Below are 18,357 nucleotides of genomic sequence, written 5' to 3'. Positions count from 1 at the left end.
GGCGGTGTTCCCCGGTAACTCCCCCTCGGACACACCCATGCAACTCGTCCACACCATCGAAGACCTGCGCGCTGCGCTGCGGCCATACAACTCGCCGGCTTTCGTGCCCACCATGGGCAATCTGCACGAGGGTCATCTGGACCTGGTGCGCACGGCGAAACCCCTGGGCGACGTCACGGTGTCCAGCATCTTCGTCAACCGGCTGCAGTTCGCGCCACACGAAGATTTCGACACCTACCCCCGCACGCTGCAGGCCGACTGCGCACGGCTGGAGCAGGCCGGTTGCGACATCGTGTTCGCGCCGTCGGAGAAGGAGCTGTACCCCGAGCCGCAGGGCTTCAAGGTGCACCCCCCCGCCGAACTCGCCGACATCCTGGAAGGGCACTTCCGGCCCGGGTTCTTCATCGGCGTCTGCACCGTGGTGATGAAGCTGTTCCAGTGCGTGTTTTCCGAGGCCAAAGGCCCACGCCACGCGCTTTTTGGCAAGAAGGACTACCAGCAGCAGATGGTGATCCGGCGCATGGTTCAGCAGTTCGCGCTGCCCATCACCATCGTGGGCGGTGAAACCCAGCGCGCCCCCGACGGCCTGGCGCTGAGTTCGCGCAACGGCTATCTGAACGAGAGCGAGCGTGCCGAGGCGGTGCAGCTGTCGCTCGCACTGCGGGGTCTGGCGCGCGACGCTTTGGCCGCTGCGGCGAGTCTGCCCAACCACCAGTCCGCGCTGGAAGAGAAGGCCATGAGGGCATTGGCGGGGCGGGGCTGGCAACCCGACTACCTGACGGTGCGTCGCCGACAAGACCTGCAGACGCCCACTGCGGCAGACGCGACCACCCCCGGAGCCCTCGTGGTGCTGGGTGCTGCGCGCCTGGGCAACACCCGATTGATCGACAACTTCGAGATTTAGACCCACCCCCGCGCCGAACTTCGCCTGTCACACCTTCAAGAAGGCCGCTCGCATCGCCTCTTGGGGGGGACGCGCCCTTAGGCGCGGCGCGTGGGAGGGGTGGCCTCATCCTTCGGGTCGCGCCCCATCAGGGCGGCCACAGCCTGTGCTGGCTGCAACTGACCATCCAGCAAGGCCACCACGCCGGATGAAATCGGCATGTCCACGCCCAGCAGGCGCGCGCGCTGCACCACGGTGCGGGCACTGTAGACGCCTTCAGCCACATGGCCGAGTGAGTCCACCGCCTGCCGCAGGCTCAGGCCGCGCGCCAGCAACTGGCCCACCTTGCGGTTGCGCGACAGGTCCCCGGTGGCGGTAAGCACCAGATCGCCCAGGCCCGAGAGGCCCATGAAGGTTTCGGCCCGGGCCCCGAGCGCCAGCCCCAGACGTGTCATTTCCGCCAGACCCCGCGTGATGAGCGCGGCCCGCGCGTTGAGGCCGAGATCGAGCCCATCGCACAAGCCGGTGGCGATGGCCAGCACGTTTTTCACCGCGCCACCCACCTCCACCCCCACGATGTCGTCGTTCGCATACACCCGCAGCGTGGGGCCGTGGAAGGCGCTCACCAGCGCCTCGCGCACGCTCGCGTGCTCGCTGGCCGCCACCAGCGCGGTGGGCTGGCCGCGCGCCACTTCCAGCGCGAAACTGGGGCCACTGAGCACGCCGGCACTGAGACCAGGGGCCACACGGGCACGGATTTCGTGGCCGAGCAGACCCGTGGAGGTGTCGCCATCCTGCGGCGCTTCAAACCCCTTGCAGAGCCAGGCCACCGGCGCGGTACAGCCGGCCAGGCGCTCCAGCATGCCGCGCAAGCCGGCCATGGGCGTGCCCACGACCACCAAGTCGGCATCGACCAACCAGGGCTGATGCAGGTCCATCGCGCCACCGGCCAGTTCCAGACCAGATGGCAGTGCGACGCCCGGCAGGTAACGCCGGTTTTCCCGCTCGGCCCGCATGCTGGCCACCTGTTGTTCGTCGCGCGCCCAAAGGGTGACCCGGTGCTGGCCCGTCGACTGGCCTGCCGCATTGATGGCCAGCGCCGTCCCCCAGGCGCCGGCGCCCAAGACCACGATGTTCATGACACGCGCGCCGGTTGCAAAGCAGACTTACTGCGTGACGATGCGCGGTGCGTCTTCCGCGGCCTGGGCCTGCTGCTGCTCGTACATGGCCTGGAAGTTGATTTCGGCCAGGTGCACGGGCGGGAAACCGGCGCGCTGGATCAGGTCGGCCACGTTGCTGCGCAGGTAGGGGTAGACGATCTGCGGGCAGGCAATGCCCATGATCGGGCCCATCTGGTCCTGCGGCAGGTTGCGGATCTCGAAAATACCGGCCTGCTTGGCTTCGACCAGGAACACCGTCTTGTCCTTGATCTTGGTCTGCACCGTGGCCGTGACACAGACCTCGTAGACACCGTCGGCCACCGGGTTGGCTTCCACACCCAGCTGGATATCCACCGACGGCTGCTCCTGCTCCAGCAGGATGGCCGGCGAATTGGGTTGCTCCAGCGACGCTTCCTTGAGGTAAACGCGCTGAATCTGGAATACGGGTTCTTGGTTGTCGGCCATGTTGCTCTCTCGGGTAATCTGGAAAAAACGAAACCCGCCGGGGACAAGCGTTCCCACAGCGGGCACCGGGGGCGATTATGTCAGCCCGCCATGTCGGGCCTTTGCGCCCATTCAACCGCCCAGCGGGGCATTTCGCCGGAGCTATCGATCTCAAGCCTGCAGCAGCGGCATCAGTCCACCCTGGCCATCAAGCGCGTGCAAGTCGTCACAGCCCCCCACATGCGTCTGCCCGATGAAGATCTGCGGCACGCTGGTGCGGCCCGTGAGTTCCCGCATGTGGGCCCGCAACTCGGGCTGTCCATCCACGAACACCTCTTCCAGATCGGTCACGCCGCGCTTTTCCAGCAGGGCCTTGGCCCGGCTGCAGTAGGGGCAATAAGCGCTGGTGTACATCTTGACCGTGGCCATGCGAATTCCTGTCAATGGGGGTGAAAAAGAAGTGTCCGGAGAACGATCAGGCCTTCTCGACCGGCAGGTTGGCCGAGCGCCAGGCGCCCATGCCACCCGCGAGCGAATGGGCGTTTTCGTAGCCCAGCTTCTTGGCCATCGCCACGGCCCGGTTCGAACGCATGCCCGAGGCACAGACCAGCACCACCGGCGTGGCCTTGTTCTTGACCAGGCCCGGCAGCTTGGCTTCCAGTTCGGACAGCGGCACGTTTTTCGCCCCCACCACATGGCCGGAGGCGAATTCGTCGGCGCCGCACACGTCCACCACCACCGCTTTGTCCCGGTTCATCAGCTGGACCACCTGCGTCGCACTCAGCGACCCGGCCCGCCCGCCTCCCGTGACCGCGGGCCACACCAGCATGGCACCGGCAGCAAACGCCACCGCAATCAAAATCCAGTTTTCAATAAAAAAACTCACAGGAACACCTTTCAGTTAAGCCTGGGATTTTAGAATGTCCGGCTGAGCTCCGCAGACAGCCCCGCTGTGGGGTGCGCCACCCGGCTTTGTGCCATTCACTGTTTTTCACCGCCCATGCACAAACTTGTCCTGATTCGTCACGGCGAATCCACCTGGAATCTCGAAAACCGCTTCACCGGCTGGACCGACGTCGATCTGACTCCCCTCGGGCTGGAACAGGCGAAGAACGCGGGCCGGCTGCTGCGGGCCGAAGGCTACGACTTCGATCTGGCCTACACCAGCGTGCTCAAGCGCGCCACGCGCACGCTGTGGCACGTGCTCGACGAGATGGACCGCACCTGGTTGCCCGTGGCCCACAGCTGGCGCCTCAACGAGCGCCACTACGGTGCCCTGCAGGGCCTGAACAAGGCGGACATGGCGAAACAGTACGGCGACGAACAGGTGCTGATCTGGCGCCGCAGCTACGACACCCCGCCGCCAGCCCTGGAAGCGAGCGACCCCCGCTGCGAGCGCAGCGACCGCCGCTACGAGAAGCTCAAACCCGAGGAAGTGCCGCTGACCGAGTGCCTCAAGGACACCGTGGCGCGTGTCATGCCGTTCTGGAACGAAGCCATGGCCCCGGCCATCCGCTCGGGCAAACGGGTGGTGGTCGCCGCGCACGGCAACAGCATTCGCGCCCTGGTGAAATACCTCGACGGCATCAGCGACGCCGACATCGTGGGCCTGAACATCCCCAACGGCATCCCGCTCGTCTACGAGCTTGACGCCGAACTCAAGCCGCTCAAGAGCTACTACCTGGGCGACGCCGAAGCGGCGGCCAAGGCAGCGGCGGCCGTGGCGGCCCAGGGCAAGGCCTGACCCGCCCGCCGGGCGGCGGGAAACCACGGCACCCAAGGAGATGGAACCGAAATCCCCGACCGTGCTCCAAGGTGTATATTGGTTCGCCAGCGGGCCAAATCGTGTCTCGCTGGCTATTTTTTAGGGTGTTTCGATGGGTAAACAAATGAGTCACAAGCTGAAAATCGTGGGCTGGGTGGCCATTGGCGCGGTGGCCGGGGCCTTGACCACGGTGCAGTTGCAGGCTGTGGCGCGTGGAACCCTCGCGCCCCTGCCACTGGAAGAGCTTCAACAGCTCGCGGCCGTGTTTGGCATGGTCAAGAGCGACTATGTGGAGCCGGTGGACGAGAAAAAGCTCATTTCCGAAGCCATTTCGGGCATGGTGGCCAGCCTGGACCCTCACTCCCAGTATTTCGACAAGAAGTCCTTCAAGGATTTCCGCGAAGGCACCAGCGGGCGCTTTGTCGGTGTGGGCATCGAAATCACCATGGAAGACGGCCTGGTCAAGGTGGTCTCGCCCATTGAAGACTCACCGGCTTTCCGCGCCGGCCTCAAGACCGGCGACCTGATCACCAAGATCGATGACACCATGGTCAAAGGCCTGGCCATCAACGACGCTGTCAAGCTCATGCGCGGCGAGCCTCGCACCAAGGTGCTGCTGACCATCTTCCGCAAGGACGAAAACCGCAGCTTCCCGGTCACGATCACGCGCGAGGAAATCAAGACCCAGAGCGTCAAGTCCAAAATGATCGAACCCGGCTATGCATGGGTCCGCGTGTCGCAGTTCCAGGAACGCACCATCGAGGACTTCGCGCGCAAGGTCGAAGAGATCTACAAGGCCGACCCCAAGCTCAAGGGCCTGGTGCTCGACCTGCGCAACGATCCGGGCGGTCTGCTCGACGCTGCGGTGGCGCTCTCGGCCGCCTTCCTGCCCGAGGGCGCGACCGTGGTGTCCACCAATGGCCAGCTCGAAGACAGCAAGTTCATCTACAAGGCCGCGCCACAGCACTACCTGCGCCGCGGCGGCGCCGACCCCATCAAACACCTGACCGAAGCCACCAAGGGCGCGCTGCGCACGGTGCCGCTGGTGGTGCTGGTCAACGAGGGTTCGGCCTCGGCCAGTGAGATCGTGGCCGGCGCCCTGCAGGACCACAAGCGTGCCACCCTCCTGGGTAGCCAGACCTTCGGCAAGGGCTCGGTGCAGACCGTGCGTCCGCTCGGCCCCGACACAGGACTCAAGCTCACCACCGCGCGCTACTACACCCCCTCTGGCAACTCGATCCAGGCCAAGGGCATCGTGCCCGACGTGATGGTGGACGAAACGCTGGAAGGCAACCTGTTCGCCGCCCTGCGCACCCGCGAAGCCGATCTGCAAAAGCACCTGGGCAATGGCAAGGACCCGAGCACGGAAGTGCAACCCATGACCGACGCACGCCGCGCCGAGGAACAGCAGCGCGAAGAGGCTCGTGAGCAGGCCCGCAAACGGCTGGAAGAGGAGTCCAAGAAGAACCCCGGCCAGCGCCTCGTGCCCGAGTTCGGCAGCGACAAGGACTTCCAGTTGCAACAGGCCATGAACCAGCTCAAGGGCCGTCCGGTGATGGTCAGCAAGACCCTGACCGTGCGCACCGAAGAGAAGAAAGAAAACTGAGTCCACGGCGGCCCGGCGCCGCCGCCATCGACCTTGAACGACGCACAGCTCCTGCGCTATTCGCGCCACATTCTGCTCAACGAACTGGGTGTCGAGGGCCAGGAGCGGTTGTTGGCGTCTCACGCGCTGGTGATCGGCGCGGGAGGGCTGGGCTCACCGGTGGCGCTCTACCTGGGCAGTGCGGGCGTTGGGCGCATCACGGTGGTGGACCACGACGTGGTGGACGAAACCAACCTGCAGCGCCAGATCGCGCACAACCTCGCGCGCGTGGGCAGCCCCAAGGCCGCCTCGGTGCGCGAGGCCGTCGCGGCCATCAACCCCGATGTGATCGTCACGCCCATGATCCAGCGCGCCGATGCGGCGCTGCTCGATGCCCTGGTGCCCGATGCCGACGTGGTGATCGACTGCACCGACAACTTCGCCACACGCCACACCATCAACCGGGCCTGCGTTCGGCATCACAAGCCGCTGGTGTCGGGCGCTGCCATCCGCATGGACGGCCAGCTCAGCGTGTTTGATCAGCGCACGCCGGGCAACCCCTGCTACGCCTGCGTGTTCCCCGAAACATCGGACGTGGAAGAAACCCGTTGCGCCACCATGGGGGTGTTCGCGCCGCTGGTGGGCATCGTGGGCACCATGCAGGCGGCCGAAGCGCTCAAGCTGCTCACCGGCCTGGGCTCGCGCCTGACGGGACAGCTGCTCATGATCGACGGGCGCGACATGGCGTTCAACCAGATCGCCCTGCCTCAGAACCCGCTGTGCGCCGTGTGCGGCCACCCGCACCGCTGACGCCACCAGGGCCCGATCAAGGCAGCGGGCACGGTCCGTGACGCTGGCGGAAGTCGCGCGGCAACTCGGCCGACGCATCGCTCTGAAAAATGCCCATGCGCTGTTTGCGCGCCCACGCTTCCTGCTGGGCGTACGGCCCCAGGCTGCGCCTCCAGCGGTGCGACCAGGCGTGGCCCTGGAGCACCAGCCGGGCCGCCACATCCGTGCCCGAGTGGGTCAGCCGCACCAGGGCACGGCCATAGGTGTCGTGGTGGCGCTCATGCACAGTGACCACCTGCTCCAGCACACGCGCCGCCAGCGCGTCGCGCGACGCCATGCCCCCGTCCTGGCAGATTTCCGGTGCATCGATACCGTCCAGCCGCAGCTTGCGGTAACGGCCGCCCGCGAGCGGCTTCACCCACAGCGTGTCGCCGTCGGACACGCGCGTCACGCGGGCTTCGTACACCGTGGGCAAAGTCGGAGTCTCCACACCAGCGACCCCCTCTGCGTTGGCGGCGGTGTGCGCCACCAGCAACGCGAGCAGCCATGGCCCGGAGCCCAAGCGGGCAGTCAACAGAACCCGAGCGGGTCCGATCAGGGAAAAATGCATGCCCCGAGTCTGCCACCATCCGTGTCGGGAACCGGGACCACCCGGCTTGGCGGGTGGTGGTTCAGACCGCCATGTAGCGCCCTGGCCGGTGGTTGATGGCCAGGGTCATGTTGAGCACCACCGCGCCCACCACCGACCAGACGATCTGCGTCCAGTCCACCACGGCAAACGCGGCCAGCACGATCGTGCAGTCCATCGCCATCTGCACATGACCGGCGCGCCAGCCAAAGCGCTCCTGCAGGAAGAGCACCAGCACGTTGAAGCCGCCCAGGCTGGCACGGTGGCGAAACAGCATCAGCATGCCCGCGCCGGTGAGCAGCCCGCCCGCCACCGCGGCGAAAGCGGTGTTGAGCTCGCCGATGGACAGCCAGGCCGGAACCCATTGCGCGAAGACCGAAAGCAGTGCCACAGCGGCAAAGGTCTTGAGCGTGAACAGCGGCCCCATGCGCTTCCAGGCCAGACCATAAAACGGCAGGTTGATCAAAAAGAACACCAGGCTGAAGTTCCAGCCGGTGGCGTAGTGCAACAGGAAAGCGAGCCCGGCGGTGCCACCGGTGAGCAGACCGGCCTGGCGGAACAGCACCACGCCCAGCGCCACGAACAGCGTGCCCGTCAGCAACGCCTGCACGTCCTCGTGCGGCTGGTGGCGTGTTGACGGCGCAGCACCCGCCACGGGGGTGGCGCCAGAGCGAAAGCGGGACAACAAGGACGACACGGACATGGGATGGACGGACGGATGAATGGCTGACCCACAGGAAGGGGCCCAGCGGCGCAGTGTCGCCGATGGATCGGCCGGCAACATTGACGCAGGTCAGTCCCACGGCATGCAGGCAGTCCCCGCCGTCATGAGGTGCGCCCACCGCCACATGGGGGGGAACCCATCGGACGCGCCGCCAGTGCCGCTGGCGGACAGGGACCCGGGGGCTCAGACGTCGTCGGCCAGGCTGCGCTGCAGGCGGTGGCCCAGGGCCTTGTAATCCGCCGGATGCAGGCGCTTGAGGCGCAGCAGACCGGCCTCCACGTCCCGGGCCAGGGCGGCCGCGTCTTGGGTCTTGACCTGTTCGATGTCGGCCTGGATCTGTTTGAGCCGCTGCAGGGCCTCGCGCGCCGCCTTCGTCCGCGGCGGCGTCTGCTCGGCCTGCTCCACCAGCACCTCGGCGATCAAGCCCAGTTGACGGCCGTAGCTCGCCACCTCGAAAGCCTGGCGCTCGATCCGCGCGTCACCCGCCGAGGGATCGATACCGTCAAAGAACCAGCGCGTGTCCGGTTCGATGCGCTGCGCCACGCTGCCGCTGAACGGAAAGTGCAGCTGTGGCGCGAACAGAAACAACCATGGAAACATAAGCACCTCCCTGAATCGGAACCACAGCTTACGCCGACCGCCGGCCACAGGGAAGGCTTGTGGAGGGGCTGGTCAACCCCGCCGTCACCGCTTGCCCAGGCCCCTCCGGCCTGCGCGGATGGACGGGTTCAGGCCGTGACGATCCAGCCTTCGAGGGGATCGAAGTCGGGCAGACCCCAGCGCGGGTGGCCGGTCTGGTGCTGGCGCAGTGCCCAGGCCGCCTGCGCCATGCACAGCACGGCATCGAGGCTGTCGCCACTGGCATCGTCGGCCAGGGCGTCGCGCTGCCCGTGCGTGAGCTTCAGGCGCAGGCCTGCGGCTTGCAGCAGCGACGCCTGGCCGTTTTCCAGGGCATTGATGAGGGTGCGGCGGGCAATCAACCGGGCGGGCGTCTGGCGGGCCCTGTCGTCGCTCTTGTACGACGCGGTGCCCAGCACGCTGCGCGCCAGCAAGCCGGGGTAGGCCTCCAGCGCAATGCGTGCCGGGTCGCCTTCGCACAGGCCCGGCAGGCTCACGCCGGCCTTGATCAGCCTGGGCACGCCCGCGTGCAGCATGAACGCCACTGGCGGGTTGACCCACTTCATGCTGGGACTGGAGCCGGCCGGGCCGTCGGTGGCGCGGTGGGCAAATTTTCCACCCACCGGTCGCGCGTCGCAAAAGGCGGCAAAGGCCTCACGAACCTCTGCGCGGCTCAGGCCGGCATAGTGCGCCATGCAGGCGCGCCAGTCGGTGGGCCAGCCGAGTGTGGTCACCAGCTCGCGCGACAGCCCAAAAGGCAGGTCGAATCCACCCACCCAGACCCCGGGCGCGGCCAGGCGCTCGCTCCAGGCCTCCAGCGTTTCGAACCGCTCGAGCGCTTGCAGCAGCAGACGGCCCCGGTCCACACGGCCCACCGCCAGTGTGATGGGCTTGCGCCGTGACGGGGCGCTGGTGAAGTCGCAGCCCAGCAGCAAGGGGTCGGTGGGTTCAGGCATGAGGGGGCTTGCGACGGGGGTCATGGTTTCATCCCAGCGCCAAGGCCGTCACACCGGCGGCAATGCACAACGCGCCCAGCACACGGGCCACGCGGTCGCCTTCGCCCAGCAAATGGCCTCCGATCAGGGCGGCGAACAGCATGGACACTTCGCGCGCCGGCGCCACGTGTGACAACGGCGCTTCGCGCATGGCGTACAGCACCAGCACGTAGGCCACCGGGCTGATCACCGCCACCAGCATGGCGTAGCGCCATTGCCGGTGCCACAGTTGGGCCGCGGTAGGAAGGTCACGCAGCACGGCAGGTGCGAGCAGCGCCACGCGCACGAAGTTGCCCATGTAGTCCACCAGGATAGGCGACATCAGCAGAAACTTGACCGCATAGCCATCGACCACCGTGTACGACGCAATGAAGGCGCCGGTGAGCAGGCCGTAGCGCATGCCCTTGAGCACCCGCTGGCGCGCTTGCGGGTCTTGCGCCGCGCGCAGCAAGCCAGGCCCACCGGCGATCAGGAACACACCGCCCACCACGCCCGCGATGCCCGCCATCCCCAGTGCCGACACGCGTTCGCCCAGCAGCGCGATGGCCACCAGCGATGACAGCAGCGGCCCCGAGCCGCGCGCCACCGGGTACACCACCGTGAGATCGGCCTTGCGGTAGCCACGCAGCAAGATGACGTAGTAGAAGACATGCAGCACACCGCTGGCGACCACCAGCGCCCACTCGGCGCGCCCCCAGGTTGGCACCACGTCGCGCCCCAGCCACCAGCCCAGTGGTGCCCAGAACAGCATCATGATGAAAGCGGTGAAGAAGGCGAAGCGCGCATCGCCTGCGGCTTTCTTGGCCACGATGTTCCAGCCGGCGTGGATCAGGCCAGCGAGCACGATGAGAGCAAAGGCGTTAAGCGACATGGCATGCACAAAAGGCTGCAAACCCTGCCGGGCAATGGCAAGACTCAAGCAACGTTATCGCCTCAAAGGCCGATCAGAGTTCACTGGTAAAAGGAGCGGGCCCCGCTAAAACGAAGGCCACATCCCTCTCCGGAGCGCTGTGCCTCATTCCAGAGATACCGTGGAACCGGCTCCGCCGGGCCACTGGTATCGCCCCCTTGAAGGGGGTCGCGCGCAGCGCGGCGGGGGTGAGCTCAGGCCCTTCCGATGATGCTGGCGGTGGCCATCAGCTCTTCGAGCAGGGCCAGCGAGACCTTGCCCGAGACGCTGTAGGGATCGAACTCCGGGCGTTCGGAGTACTTGAGCACGATGGAGGTGTTGAGCTTGGAGAGGTTGACCTGTCCCATGGTCCAGCCACCAAAGCGCCGCTCGCTGATTTCCTCGAAATGCAGCAGCACCACGTCGGTGTGGCGCGGGTCGGCCACGATGTGGTTGTAGAGCGTGTTGACGGCGTTGCGTCCGCCTTCGATGGCCTGCAGGAACACGCCACCGCCGTAACACAGCACCCCGGTGATGCCGTTGTGCATGTTGTGGGCACGCGAAACGTCCAGGATGGATTCGATCGCCTTGGAGCAGTCCTTGTCGATCGCTCGGCTGACGTAAAGCAGGCGTACCAGCATGGTGTCTTTCAGGAGTTTCGAGGAATGAGCGAGAGGAATTCGCGGCGCAGGTTCGGGTCTTTCAGGAACACGCCGCGCATGACCGAGTTGATCATCTTGCTGTCCATGTCCTTCACGCCGCGCCAGGCCATGCAGTAGTGGCTGGCCTCCATGACGATGGCCAGACCGTCGGGCTGGGTCTTTTCCTGGATCAGGTCGGCCAGTTGCACCACGGCCTCTTCCTGGATCTGCGGGCGGCCCATGATCCATTCGGCCAGGCGCGCGTACTTGGACAGGCCGATCACGTTGGTGTGTTCGTTGGGCATGACGCCGATCCAGATCTTGCCGATGACCGGGCAGAAGTGGTGGCTGCAGGCGCTGCGCACGGTGATCGGGCCGACGATCATCAGCTCGTTGAGGTGCTCGGCGTTGGGGAATTCGGTGACGCTGGGCCCGTGCACATAGCGGCCGTTGAACACCTCTTTCAGGTACATCTTGGCCACCCGGCGCGCGGTGTCGCCGGTGTTGTGGTCGCTCTCGGTGTCGATCACCATGCTGTCGAGCACGCCCTGCATCTTGACGGTGACCTCGTCGAGCAGTTGCTCCAGCTCGCCGGGCTGGATGAACTCGGCGATGTTGTCGTTGGAATGGAAACGGCGGCGAGCGGCCTGGACGCGCTCGCGGATCTTGACGGAGACGGGCACACCCTGGTCATCGTCTGGGGGGGCGGCGGTGGTCATGGGGATTTCGGTTTTCATGAGCATGGGGCATGCTATCACCAGGCCTGAAACCGGCGAATACCAGGCGGTCAGCAGGGGCCTTTGGGTCTTGGTTTCAGTAGCGGTGCCCGGTGATGAACAGCAGCGCGCGCATCACGCCAAACGCCAGCCGGTCAAGCACGCGCTGGCGCCACGGGCGCTGCCCGAGCGCGCGGGCGCTGAGTGTCTGGCCGCTGCGCTGCAACAGGGCCTCCAGGTGTTCGTGCAACTGCGAGGCGAAACGCCGGTCGGTGGTCATGACGTTGGCCTCGCGCGCGAGCAGCAGGGACAGCGGGTCCAGGTTGGTCGAGCCCACCGTGGCCCAGCGCCGGTCCACCACCGCCACTTTCGCGTGCAGCGCGCTGGGTGCGTATTCGTGGATCTCGATGCCGGCGCTCAGCAGCCGCTGGTACACCGGGCGCGCCGCGTGGTACTGCAGAAAGTGCTCGTAGCGCCCCTGCAGCAACAGCCGCACCCGCACCCCGCGCGCGGCCGCCATCGTGAGCGCGCGGCGCAGCTTGCGCCCGGGGATGAAATAGGCGTTGACGATCACGACATCCTGCCGCGCCTCGCCGATGGCCTTGAGGTAGGCGCGCTCGATGTCGTGCCGGTGGCTGACGTTGTCGCGCAGCAGCAGACAGGCCCGGGCGTCGTCCACCCCGAAGTGGAATGCCCCCTCCCCCGCTCCGGTCAGCGGCTCGCCATGGCCAAAGGCCGATCCGCTGTGCGCCTCGAACCGCTGCAGCAGACGCGAAAAGTCGCCCACGGGCAGGGTTTCCCGCAGCGCGTCCCAGGCCGCCATGAACTCCCGCTGGCGCGCCTTGCGCACCGCCTGCAGCCGCCACCAGAGCTGTTCCATGGTCTCCACCATGTCAGCCACCAGCGGGCCGGCCACCCGCAGCGAATAGTCCAGCCGTGGCGCGGTCAGCCGCCCCAGGGCCACGTCGTCCTGGTCGTCGATGATGTTGATGCCGCCACAGAACCCGACCGTGCCGTCCACCACGCAGAGCTTGCGGTGCAATCGCCGCCAACTGCTCGGGATCAGCAGGCCCAGCCGCCCCAGCGGGGCGTACACGCGCCAGCGCACCCCGGCGGCATCAAAGCGGCGCCGCCATTCGGGTGGGACTTGCGGCGTGCCCACGCCATCCACCACCAGGCGCACCAGCACGCCGCGCCGCGCGGCACGCTCCAGCGCCTGCGCCACGCTCAGCGCCGAGCCGGCGAATTCGAAGATGTAGGTTTCCAGATGCACCACCCGGCGCGCGGTGTCCATGGCCTCCACCAGTGCCGGGAACAGGGTCTCACCCCCCTCCAGCAGCAGCAACTGATGCCCGCCCTGCATGGCGCCCAAGCCCGGTCCACACGCCTTGGGTGGGGTCGGGTCGCTGCGGCGCGCGGTGGTCACAGCTCCAGCTCGGCGATCAACGGCAGGTGGTCCGACATGCGCGCCCAGGCGCGGCCGTGCGGCACCTGGGCCGAGACCGGTCGCAGGCCGCGCACGTACACGCGATCCATGTGCAGCAACGGCAGGCGTGAGGGGTAGGTGGGCAGGCGGATGCCGTCAAAGGTGTGCAGGTCCAGCTCGGCCATGGGCCGGTGCAGCTGCACGCCCCAGTCGTTGAAGTCCCCCGCAACGATCAGCGGCGCGCCGGCGGGCACCTCACGCGCCACGTACTGGCCCAGGCGCTGGACCTGGCGTTCCCGGCTGGCGTGGATCAGGCCGAGATGCACCACCACCACGTGCACGTCCTTGCCGTCCACGAGCAGCTGCACGTGCAGCAGCCCGCGCTGCTCGAACCGGTGGTCCGACACGTCGGAGTGCCAGCTCTCGATCACCGGCCAGCGCGACAGCAGGGCGTTGCCGTGCTCGCCGTGGCGCGTGATGGCGTTGGTGCGGTAGACCGCCTCGTAACCGTCGGGGGTCAGGTAGTTGGCCTGGTCCAGATCGGGCCAGCGGGTGAAGTGTTTTTCCAGCTTGCGGTTGTGGCGGCGCACCTCCTGCAGGCAGACGATGTCGGCGTCGAACTGCTCCACCGCATGAAACAGGTTGTGGATCTCCAGCCGGCGCGCGGGCCCCAGGCCCTGCACGCCCTTGTGGATGTTGTAGGTGGCCACACGCAGGATGCTCATGCGCGCAATGATCGCATGTTGGCGCGGCCCGGTGTGCGGGCCCGGTGGCTCAGAACCCGCTTTCCCGGATCACGACCGACGCCACCTGGCGCAGGGCGCCCATCAGGATCGAGTCGGCCCGGCCCTCGATGCGCACCCGCACCGTGGCCGCCTGGTCCGTCACCAGCGGCTCGTCCAGCACCACCCGCACGCGGAACAGGGCGTCGCGCGCCACCGGCACCGGTGCCTGCCCGGCGGTCGACGCCTCCTGGACGGTGGCGATCGGCCCGCCGTTGCGGGCGTCGAGCATGGGGCTGGGCAGGACCGTGGTCCTCGACACGTCGATCGCGGCGATATGCCCCCCGGTCCAGGCCGTGGGGTCGGACAGCAGGCGCGCCCGCACGGCCTGGCCGACCTCGATCCGCGCCAGATCGGCCTCGGGGATGTAGGCATCGATGACCCACTGCTGGTGGTCCACGATCATCGCCAGCGGCTGGCGCGACTTGACCCAGACCCCGGGAGCCAGCGCATGGTCCAGATCGCGCAGCTCGCCGTCGAACGGCGCGCGCAGCGTCAGCCGCTCCAGCTCGTCCTCGCTGAGTTTTTCCTCGGCTTCGAAATAGGCCTTCTGCGAGGTCAGCAACTGGCGCTGCGATTCGCCGTCGGGCACCCCCATCAGGCCGACAATCTGGCTTTCGCGGGCCTGCGCCAGCGCACGCGATCTGTCTTGGGCGATGCCCAGCGCCGAGGAGTCCAGCACGAACATGACGTCCCCCGCCTTGAACCGGCGCTGCTCGGGCACGGAGACGATCTGGGCAGCGAACGGCGAGTGGATGAGTTGCTGGTTGTCGGCATGGACCCAGCCAAAGCCCATCACGCGGCTGTTGAACGGAAACACCAGGATGGCCAGCAGCATCGCGCCCAGCACCCACAGGCGGCGACGCCGGGGGCGAGTGATCTCGGCCCGGCGCTCCCGCCAGACCGCCAGCTCCTTCACCACCGGCCGGCCGATGAACCAGTGCAGCTCCAGCGCCATGAGCATGAGGCCCAGCAGCTTGAAGAAGAACACATAGACCAGCACCGCGATGCCGACGAACACCGTCAGCCGATAGACCCAGGTGATCAGCGCGAAGGCGATCAGCAGGCGCCGCTTGCCCAGCGGAAAACTCTCGGGCCATTCGTCCTGCAGACCCAGCAGGGCGCGGCGCAGCCAGACCCGGGCCAGCGCGCTCGAACGCTCGTGCAGGTTGGGCAGGTCCAGGAGGTCGCTGGCGATGAAATAGCCGTCAAAGCGCATGAACGGGCTGGCGTTGACCGCCAGCGTCATCACCCAGCTGGTGGTGGCCAGGAAAAACAGGCCGTTGCGAAACGAACCGTCGGGCGCCAGCGCCCAGGCCAGGGTGGCCAGGCCGGCCAGCGCGAGTTCCACCGCGATGCCCGCGCTGGCGATCACCAGCCGCTGGCGCGCATCCTTCAGGCGCCAGCTCTCGCCGGTGTCGGTGTAGAGCATGGGAAACATGACCAGAAACGCCACCCCCATGTGGGCCACGCGCACGCCGTAGCGGGTGGCGGCAAAAGCGTGCCCCAGTTCGTGCACGGTCTTGGCGAACACCAGCGCCAGCACATAGCCCAGCACGCCGGTCCAGGTCAGGTTGTCCACCAGGGTGTGGGTGAAAACATCCCACTGGCGGGACACCAGGTACACGCCCAGCACGGTGATGGCGCCAAACAGCGCCGCCAGCACCGACAGGTTGAGCCGGGCCAGCAGCGGCTGGATCGAGGCCAGCCAGGCCTGCGGGCGCACCAGCGGCAGGCGGAAAAACAGGTAGTTGTGCACCAGCCATTCCAGCGGCGAGCGCTGCAGTTTCTCGCTGCGGTCCAGCACGCGGGCCACGTCGGTCGGCTTGTCCAGGCGCAGCAACTGGTTGTCCGACAAAAAGCCCATCAGGTGGCGCACGTCCTGCAGCGTGACGTTCAGCGGCGTCTGGGCGTTGACGGTGCGCACCAGGCTGGCCGCGTCGTGGTCCGCCCAGTGCAGCAGAAGCTCGAAGTCGATCCAGCCGATGCGGTAGAAGCGGTTGTTCACCGGGTCCTGGATCACCCAGGCCGGGGTGCCGTCCTCGTTGGGTGCCGCGGGAAACAGGACCAGCTCGTCGCGGATGCGGGGCAGCTCCACCGGCTTGGCACCACCGACCTTCACCTGCCCGTGCAGGCTGGGCGCGGGCATGGCGCCGGCGTTCACAGGCCGGTCCATTCCCGCACGCTGGCGATGGGGCGGCGGAACAGGTAATAACCGAGCAGCACCCAGTCGCCCGAGATGCGCGCGGTGCCCCGCAGGCCGATGCGGGGCAGCTCGGTGCCGGGTTCAAACCCGGCACGCAGGCGGTAGGAGGCCACGCCGTCGGGGCTCACCGAGGCCTGGTAGCTGGCCTCGATCAGGCGACCCGCGCGCGGACTCAGCGGCTCGGTGTGCAGGAACAGGCGCACCGGCGCGTCGGTTTCGAGGTTGATTGCATCGGACACGGCCAGCCAGACCAGGATGCCGCCGTCCTCGGGCCGCGCCAGCTGCATCACACGTTCACCCGTCTGCACCGGCCGCCCCAGCCAGTCGTTGGTGTCGGCGAAGATGGCCACGCCATCGCGGTCCGCCCGCACCTCGACGCGCTGGGCCTGGGTGTCCACGGCGGCCAGCTCGGCCTCTTTCTCCCGCACCCGGCCGAGCGCAACGGCCACGTCGGCCTTGCTCTTGGCGTCGTCGAACGCGCGCTGCTGGGCGATGTGCGCATCGGCCTGGGCGATCTCCAGGCCCTTGAGCGCCACCTGGCGCCGGTTGGCCAGCGCCGAGTCGTCCAGCGAAAACAACAGATCGCCCGCCTTCACCCGGGCGTTGGGCGCCACGGCGAAAGAGCCGACCACGCCGTCTTGTGGCGCCGCGACCGCGATCGCATTCAACGCGATCACCTCGGCCGGCGCCAGCACCGACAGCCGCACGGGGGTCAGCATGCTCAGCGCCAGCGCACCCAGCACCAGCCAGCGGTTGCGGCCTTTGAACCCCTGCCGGAGCTGGCTCCAGGTCGGGCGCGAGGTCTGGCTCAGGGCGGCAAAACAGTAGCCGTAGGTGCTGTGCAGGCGCTGCGCGAGTTCCACCGAGGCATCGTCCCAGGGCTGCTCGCGGGCATAGAGCACCACCCCGCGGGCCTTCCCCTGCGGGTCTGGCAGCGGCACCAGCAGCAGGTGTTCGGGCAGCCACTCGGCCCAGCTCTCGGCGTCTTCGCTGGCGGCGTCCGCGAGATCCAGGCGGTGAATGGCGCCATCCGAGGGAAAGCACCTGGCGAACCGCCCGAGCCAGACCGCGAACGGCGATTCGCTGGCCACGCTAACCAGCCCGGAAGCCGCGCTCAGCCGTGGCCGCTCGCCGTCGTATTCAAACAGGGCCGCCTGCCGGTATGGCGTCAACGCATGGGTTTCGTTGACGATGGTGAAGCGCAGGGCGGCGAGGGTCTGCGCTTGCAGCGCGCGGGCTTCGATCTGCAGCAGAACGCCCAGATCCGATACCTCAGACATGGGCCGGGCTCACCGCATGCCGGTGAACTTCGCCACACCGCTCATGCCGGGCAGCAAATCGGGGTGTGTCTTCAACATCGTGGCCTCCAGCTCGATGGTCTGGCTCACCGGGTCGACCCGGCTGTTGATCCGCTGCACGCGCGCGGGGTAGGTGTTGCCGGTTTCATCGATGGTCACGTCGAACGTGTGGCCCATTTTCAGGGTGGCCATCCAGCTCGACGGCACGTTGAGCTTGAGCAGCAGCAGCCCGCTGCGCACCAGTTCCAGCAGGGGTTGGCCCGCGGTGACCGTCATGTGACTGCGCACATGCAGCTTGGCGGTCTGGCCGGCCCAGGGCGCACGGATCGAGCACTGGGAGATCTGGAACTGGTACAGGTCGATCTGCGCCTTGGCCTTGGCCACGGCGCTGGCCGCCAGGGCCACCTCGACATCGCTGGCCTGCTCCAGGCCCTGCATGCGCAGCTTGGCTTCGTACTGGTCGTTCGCGGCCGCCAGATCGGCGTTGGCCATGGCCTGGCGCGCGCGCGGCTCTTCACAGTCCAGGGCGATCAGCACCGCACCCTGCCTGAACGCCATGCCCAGACCGGTGTTGAGCTGCACGATGCGCCCCGGCACCGGGCTGGCCAGCACGGTTTCGCCCGCCGGCAGCACCAGCACCCGCACGGATGTGGCTGCGGCCGCGGGAGCCGCGGGCGCAGCAGCCTTGGCAGGGCTTGCCACGGCCCTGGCCGCTCCGGCCGGGCTGGTCTGGGCCGACGCGCTCAGGGAAAGCGCGCCCAGAAGCAGGGCCGAGCCGGTGGCGCGCCACAGAGATTTGCAGGACATA

At 67.4% G+C, this 18,357-nt stretch carries 20 protein-coding genes; 4 read left to right on the top strand and 16 right to left on the bottom strand.

Annotated elements, in window-relative coordinates:
• Positions 1-37: 37 nt before the first annotated feature.
• Positions 38-904: a pantoate--beta-alanine ligase gene (panC, locus tag KIH07_RS10345; RefSeq protein ID WP_226491885.1), complete on the top strand. Its 867-nt coding sequence runs from the start codon at positions 38-40 to the stop codon at positions 902-904.
• A gap of 77 nt (positions 905-981) precedes the next feature.
• Here panC and KIH07_RS10340 read toward each other — a convergent pair whose 3' ends face one another.
• The 4 genes from KIH07_RS10340 to KIH07_RS10325 form a co-directional block, all read right to left on the bottom strand.
• A complete protein-coding gene (locus tag KIH07_RS10340) occupies positions 982-2,022 on the bottom strand; it encodes an NAD(P)H-dependent glycerol-3-phosphate dehydrogenase (RefSeq protein ID WP_226491884.1) in 1,041 nt (346 codons plus the stop codon).
• A 27-nt stretch (positions 2,023-2,049) separates the two neighbouring features.
• Positions 2,050-2,508, bottom strand: coding sequence for a protein-export chaperone SecB (secB, locus tag KIH07_RS10335; RefSeq protein ID WP_226491883.1), 459 nt, complete (start codon positions 2,506-2,508; stop codon positions 2,050-2,052).
• A 150-nt stretch (positions 2,509-2,658) separates the two neighbouring features.
• A complete protein-coding gene (gene grxC, locus KIH07_RS10330) occupies positions 2,659-2,916 on the bottom strand; it encodes a glutaredoxin 3 (protein ID WP_226491882.1) in 258 nt (85 codons plus the stop codon).
• Positions 2,917-2,962: 46 nt separating this feature from the next.
• The gene (locus KIH07_RS10325) at positions 2,963-3,373 is read right to left on the bottom strand and encodes a rhodanese-like domain-containing protein (protein ID WP_226491881.1); all 411 of its coding nucleotides are present in this window, start codon (positions 3,371-3,373) and stop codon (positions 2,963-2,965) included.
• 114 nt (positions 3,374-3,487) lie between these two features.
• Between KIH07_RS10325 and gpmA the strand changes: the two genes are divergently transcribed.
• The 3 genes from gpmA (at position 3,488) to KIH07_RS10310 (ending at position 6,647) form a co-directional block, all read left to right on the top strand.
• Positions 3,488-4,231, top strand: a complete 744-nt coding sequence (gene gpmA / locus KIH07_RS10320) for a 2,3-diphosphoglycerate-dependent phosphoglycerate mutase (protein ID WP_226491880.1) — start codon at positions 3,488-3,490, stop codon at positions 4,229-4,231.
• A gap of 145 nt (positions 4,232-4,376) precedes the next feature.
• Positions 4,377-5,858, top strand: a complete 1,482-nt coding sequence (locus tag KIH07_RS10315) for a S41 family peptidase (RefSeq protein ID WP_226491879.1) — start codon at positions 4,377-4,379, stop codon at positions 5,856-5,858.
• Positions 5,859-5,891: 33 nt separating this feature from the next.
• On the top strand, positions 5,892-6,647 hold the full coding sequence (locus KIH07_RS10310; protein WP_226491878.1) for a HesA/MoeB/ThiF family protein: 756 nt from the start codon (positions 5,892-5,894) through the stop codon (positions 6,645-6,647).
• A 16-nt stretch (positions 6,648-6,663) separates the two neighbouring features.
• Here the strand turns inward: KIH07_RS10310 and KIH07_RS10305 are convergent, their stop codons facing one another.
• The 12 genes from KIH07_RS10305 to KIH07_RS10250 form a co-directional block, all read right to left on the bottom strand.
• Positions 6,664-7,200, bottom strand: coding sequence for a thermonuclease family protein (locus KIH07_RS10305; protein WP_226491877.1), 537 nt, complete (start codon positions 7,198-7,200; stop codon positions 6,664-6,666).
• Positions 7,201-7,297: 97 nt separating this feature from the next.
• Positions 7,298-7,957, bottom strand: a complete 660-nt coding sequence (locus tag KIH07_RS10300; protein WP_226491876.1) for a YitT family protein — start codon at positions 7,955-7,957, stop codon at positions 7,298-7,300.
• A 204-nt stretch (positions 7,958-8,161) separates the two neighbouring features.
• The gene (locus KIH07_RS10295; protein WP_226491875.1) at positions 8,162-8,578 is read right to left on the bottom strand and encodes a hypothetical protein; all 417 of its coding nucleotides are present in this window, start codon (positions 8,576-8,578) and stop codon (positions 8,162-8,164) included.
• A gap of 128 nt (positions 8,579-8,706) precedes the next feature.
• Complete coding sequence (locus KIH07_RS10290; protein ID WP_226491874.1) at positions 8,707-9,552, bottom strand: DUF429 domain-containing protein; 846 nt, start codon at positions 9,550-9,552, stop codon at positions 8,707-8,709.
• Between the two features lie 28 nt (positions 9,553-9,580).
• Positions 9,581-10,462, bottom strand: a complete 882-nt coding sequence (locus KIH07_RS10285; protein WP_226491873.1) for an EamA family transporter — start codon at positions 10,460-10,462, stop codon at positions 9,581-9,583.
• Between the two features lie 233 nt (positions 10,463-10,695).
• Positions 10,696-11,121, bottom strand: coding sequence for a BLUF domain-containing protein (locus KIH07_RS10280; protein ID WP_068171909.1), 426 nt, complete (start codon positions 11,119-11,121; stop codon positions 10,696-10,698).
• Positions 11,122-11,129: 8 nt separating this feature from the next.
• Entirely contained in the window at positions 11,130-11,864 is a 735-nt protein-coding gene (gene folE, locus KIH07_RS10275) for a GTP cyclohydrolase I (RefSeq protein ID WP_226491872.1), read from the bottom strand.
• Positions 11,865-11,934: 70 nt separating this feature from the next.
• Positions 11,935-13,200: a cardiolipin synthase ClsB gene (gene clsB / locus KIH07_RS10270; protein WP_226494673.1), complete on the bottom strand. Its 1,266-nt coding sequence runs from the start codon at positions 13,198-13,200 to the stop codon at positions 11,935-11,937.
• Positions 13,201-13,259: 59 nt separating this feature from the next.
• Entirely contained in the window at positions 13,260-13,988 is a 729-nt protein-coding gene (locus KIH07_RS10265; RefSeq protein WP_226491871.1) for an endonuclease/exonuclease/phosphatase family protein, read from the bottom strand.
• A gap of 49 nt (positions 13,989-14,037) precedes the next feature.
• Positions 14,038-16,209 carry an HlyD family efflux transporter periplasmic adaptor subunit gene (locus KIH07_RS10260; protein ID WP_226491870.1) on the bottom strand — a complete coding sequence of 724 codons (2,172 nt, stop codon included), beginning with the start codon at positions 16,207-16,209 and terminating at the stop codon, positions 14,038-14,040.
• Entirely contained in the window at positions 16,206-17,531 is a 1,326-nt protein-coding gene (locus tag KIH07_RS10255; RefSeq protein ID WP_226491869.1) for an efflux RND transporter periplasmic adaptor subunit, read from the bottom strand. The genes KIH07_RS10260 and KIH07_RS10255 overlap by 4 nt, the downstream gene beginning before the upstream one ends.
• Before the next feature lie 9 nt (positions 17,532-17,540).
• Complete coding sequence (locus tag KIH07_RS10250; protein ID WP_226491868.1) at positions 17,541-18,356, bottom strand: efflux RND transporter periplasmic adaptor subunit; 816 nt, start codon at positions 18,354-18,356, stop codon at positions 17,541-17,543.
• Position 18,357: the final 1 nt, after the last annotated feature.

Origin of the sequence: Hydrogenophaga taeniospiralis, from assembly GCF_020510445.1 — a bacterium.
In the GTDB taxonomy this organism is placed as follows: Bacteria; Pseudomonadota; Gammaproteobacteria; order Burkholderiales; family Burkholderiaceae_C; genus Hydrogenophaga.
This window is presented reverse-complemented; position numbering and strand designations above follow the sequence as displayed.

What these genes read in the sequence shown, in the direction of transcription:
- panC (WP_226491885.1), top strand. Translation starts at nt 38, where the DNA reads ATGCAACTCGTCCACACCATCGAAGACCTGCGCGCTGCGCTGCGGCCA.
- KIH07_RS10340 (WP_226491884.1), bottom strand. Translation starts at nt 2,022, where the DNA reads ATGAACATCGTGGTCTTGGGCGCCGGCGCCTGGGGGACGGCGCTGGCC.
- secB (WP_226491883.1), bottom strand. Translation starts at nt 2,508, where the DNA reads ATGGCCGACAACCAAGAACCCGTATTCCAGATTCAGCGCGTTTACCTC.
- grxC (WP_226491882.1), bottom strand. Translation starts at nt 2,916, where the DNA reads ATGGCCACGGTCAAGATGTACACCAGCGCTTATTGCCCCTACTGCAGC.
- gpmA (WP_226491880.1), top strand. Translation starts at nt 3,488, where the DNA reads ATGCACAAACTTGTCCTGATTCGTCACGGCGAATCCACCTGGAATCTC.
- KIH07_RS10315 (WP_226491879.1), top strand. Translation starts at nt 4,377, where the DNA reads ATGAGTCACAAGCTGAAAATCGTGGGCTGGGTGGCCATTGGCGCGGTG.
- KIH07_RS10300 (WP_226491876.1), bottom strand. Translation starts at nt 7,957, where the DNA reads ATGTCCGTGTCGTCCTTGTTGTCCCGCTTTCGCTCTGGCGCCACCCCC.
- KIH07_RS10295 (WP_226491875.1), bottom strand. Translation starts at nt 8,578, where the DNA reads ATGTTTCCATGGTTGTTTCTGTTCGCGCCACAGCTGCACTTTCCGTTC.
- KIH07_RS10290 (WP_226491874.1), bottom strand. Translation starts at nt 9,552, where the DNA reads ATGCCTGAACCCACCGACCCCTTGCTGCTGGGCTGCGACTTCACCAGC.
- KIH07_RS10285 (WP_226491873.1), bottom strand. Translation starts at nt 10,462, where the DNA reads ATGTCGCTTAACGCCTTTGCTCTCATCGTGCTCGCTGGCCTGATCCAC.
- KIH07_RS10280 (WP_068171909.1), bottom strand. Translation starts at nt 11,121, where the DNA reads ATGCTGGTACGCCTGCTTTACGTCAGCCGAGCGATCGACAAGGACTGC.
- folE (WP_226491872.1), bottom strand. Translation starts at nt 11,864, where the DNA reads ATGCTCATGAAAACCGAAATCCCCATGACCACCGCCGCCCCCCCAGAC.
- clsB (WP_226494673.1), bottom strand. Translation starts at nt 13,200, where the DNA reads ATGCAGGGCGGGCATCAGTTGCTGCTGCTGGAGGGGGGTGAGACCCTG.
- KIH07_RS10265 (WP_226491871.1), bottom strand. Translation starts at nt 13,988, where the DNA reads ATGAGCATCCTGCGTGTGGCCACCTACAACATCCACAAGGGCGTGCAG.
- KIH07_RS10255 (WP_226491869.1), bottom strand. Translation starts at nt 17,531, where the DNA reads ATGTCTGAGGTATCGGATCTGGGCGTTCTGCTGCAGATCGAAGCCCGC.
- KIH07_RS10250 (WP_226491868.1), bottom strand. Translation starts at nt 18,356, where the DNA reads ATGTCCTGCAAATCTCTGTGGCGCGCCACCGGCTCGGCCCTGCTTCTG.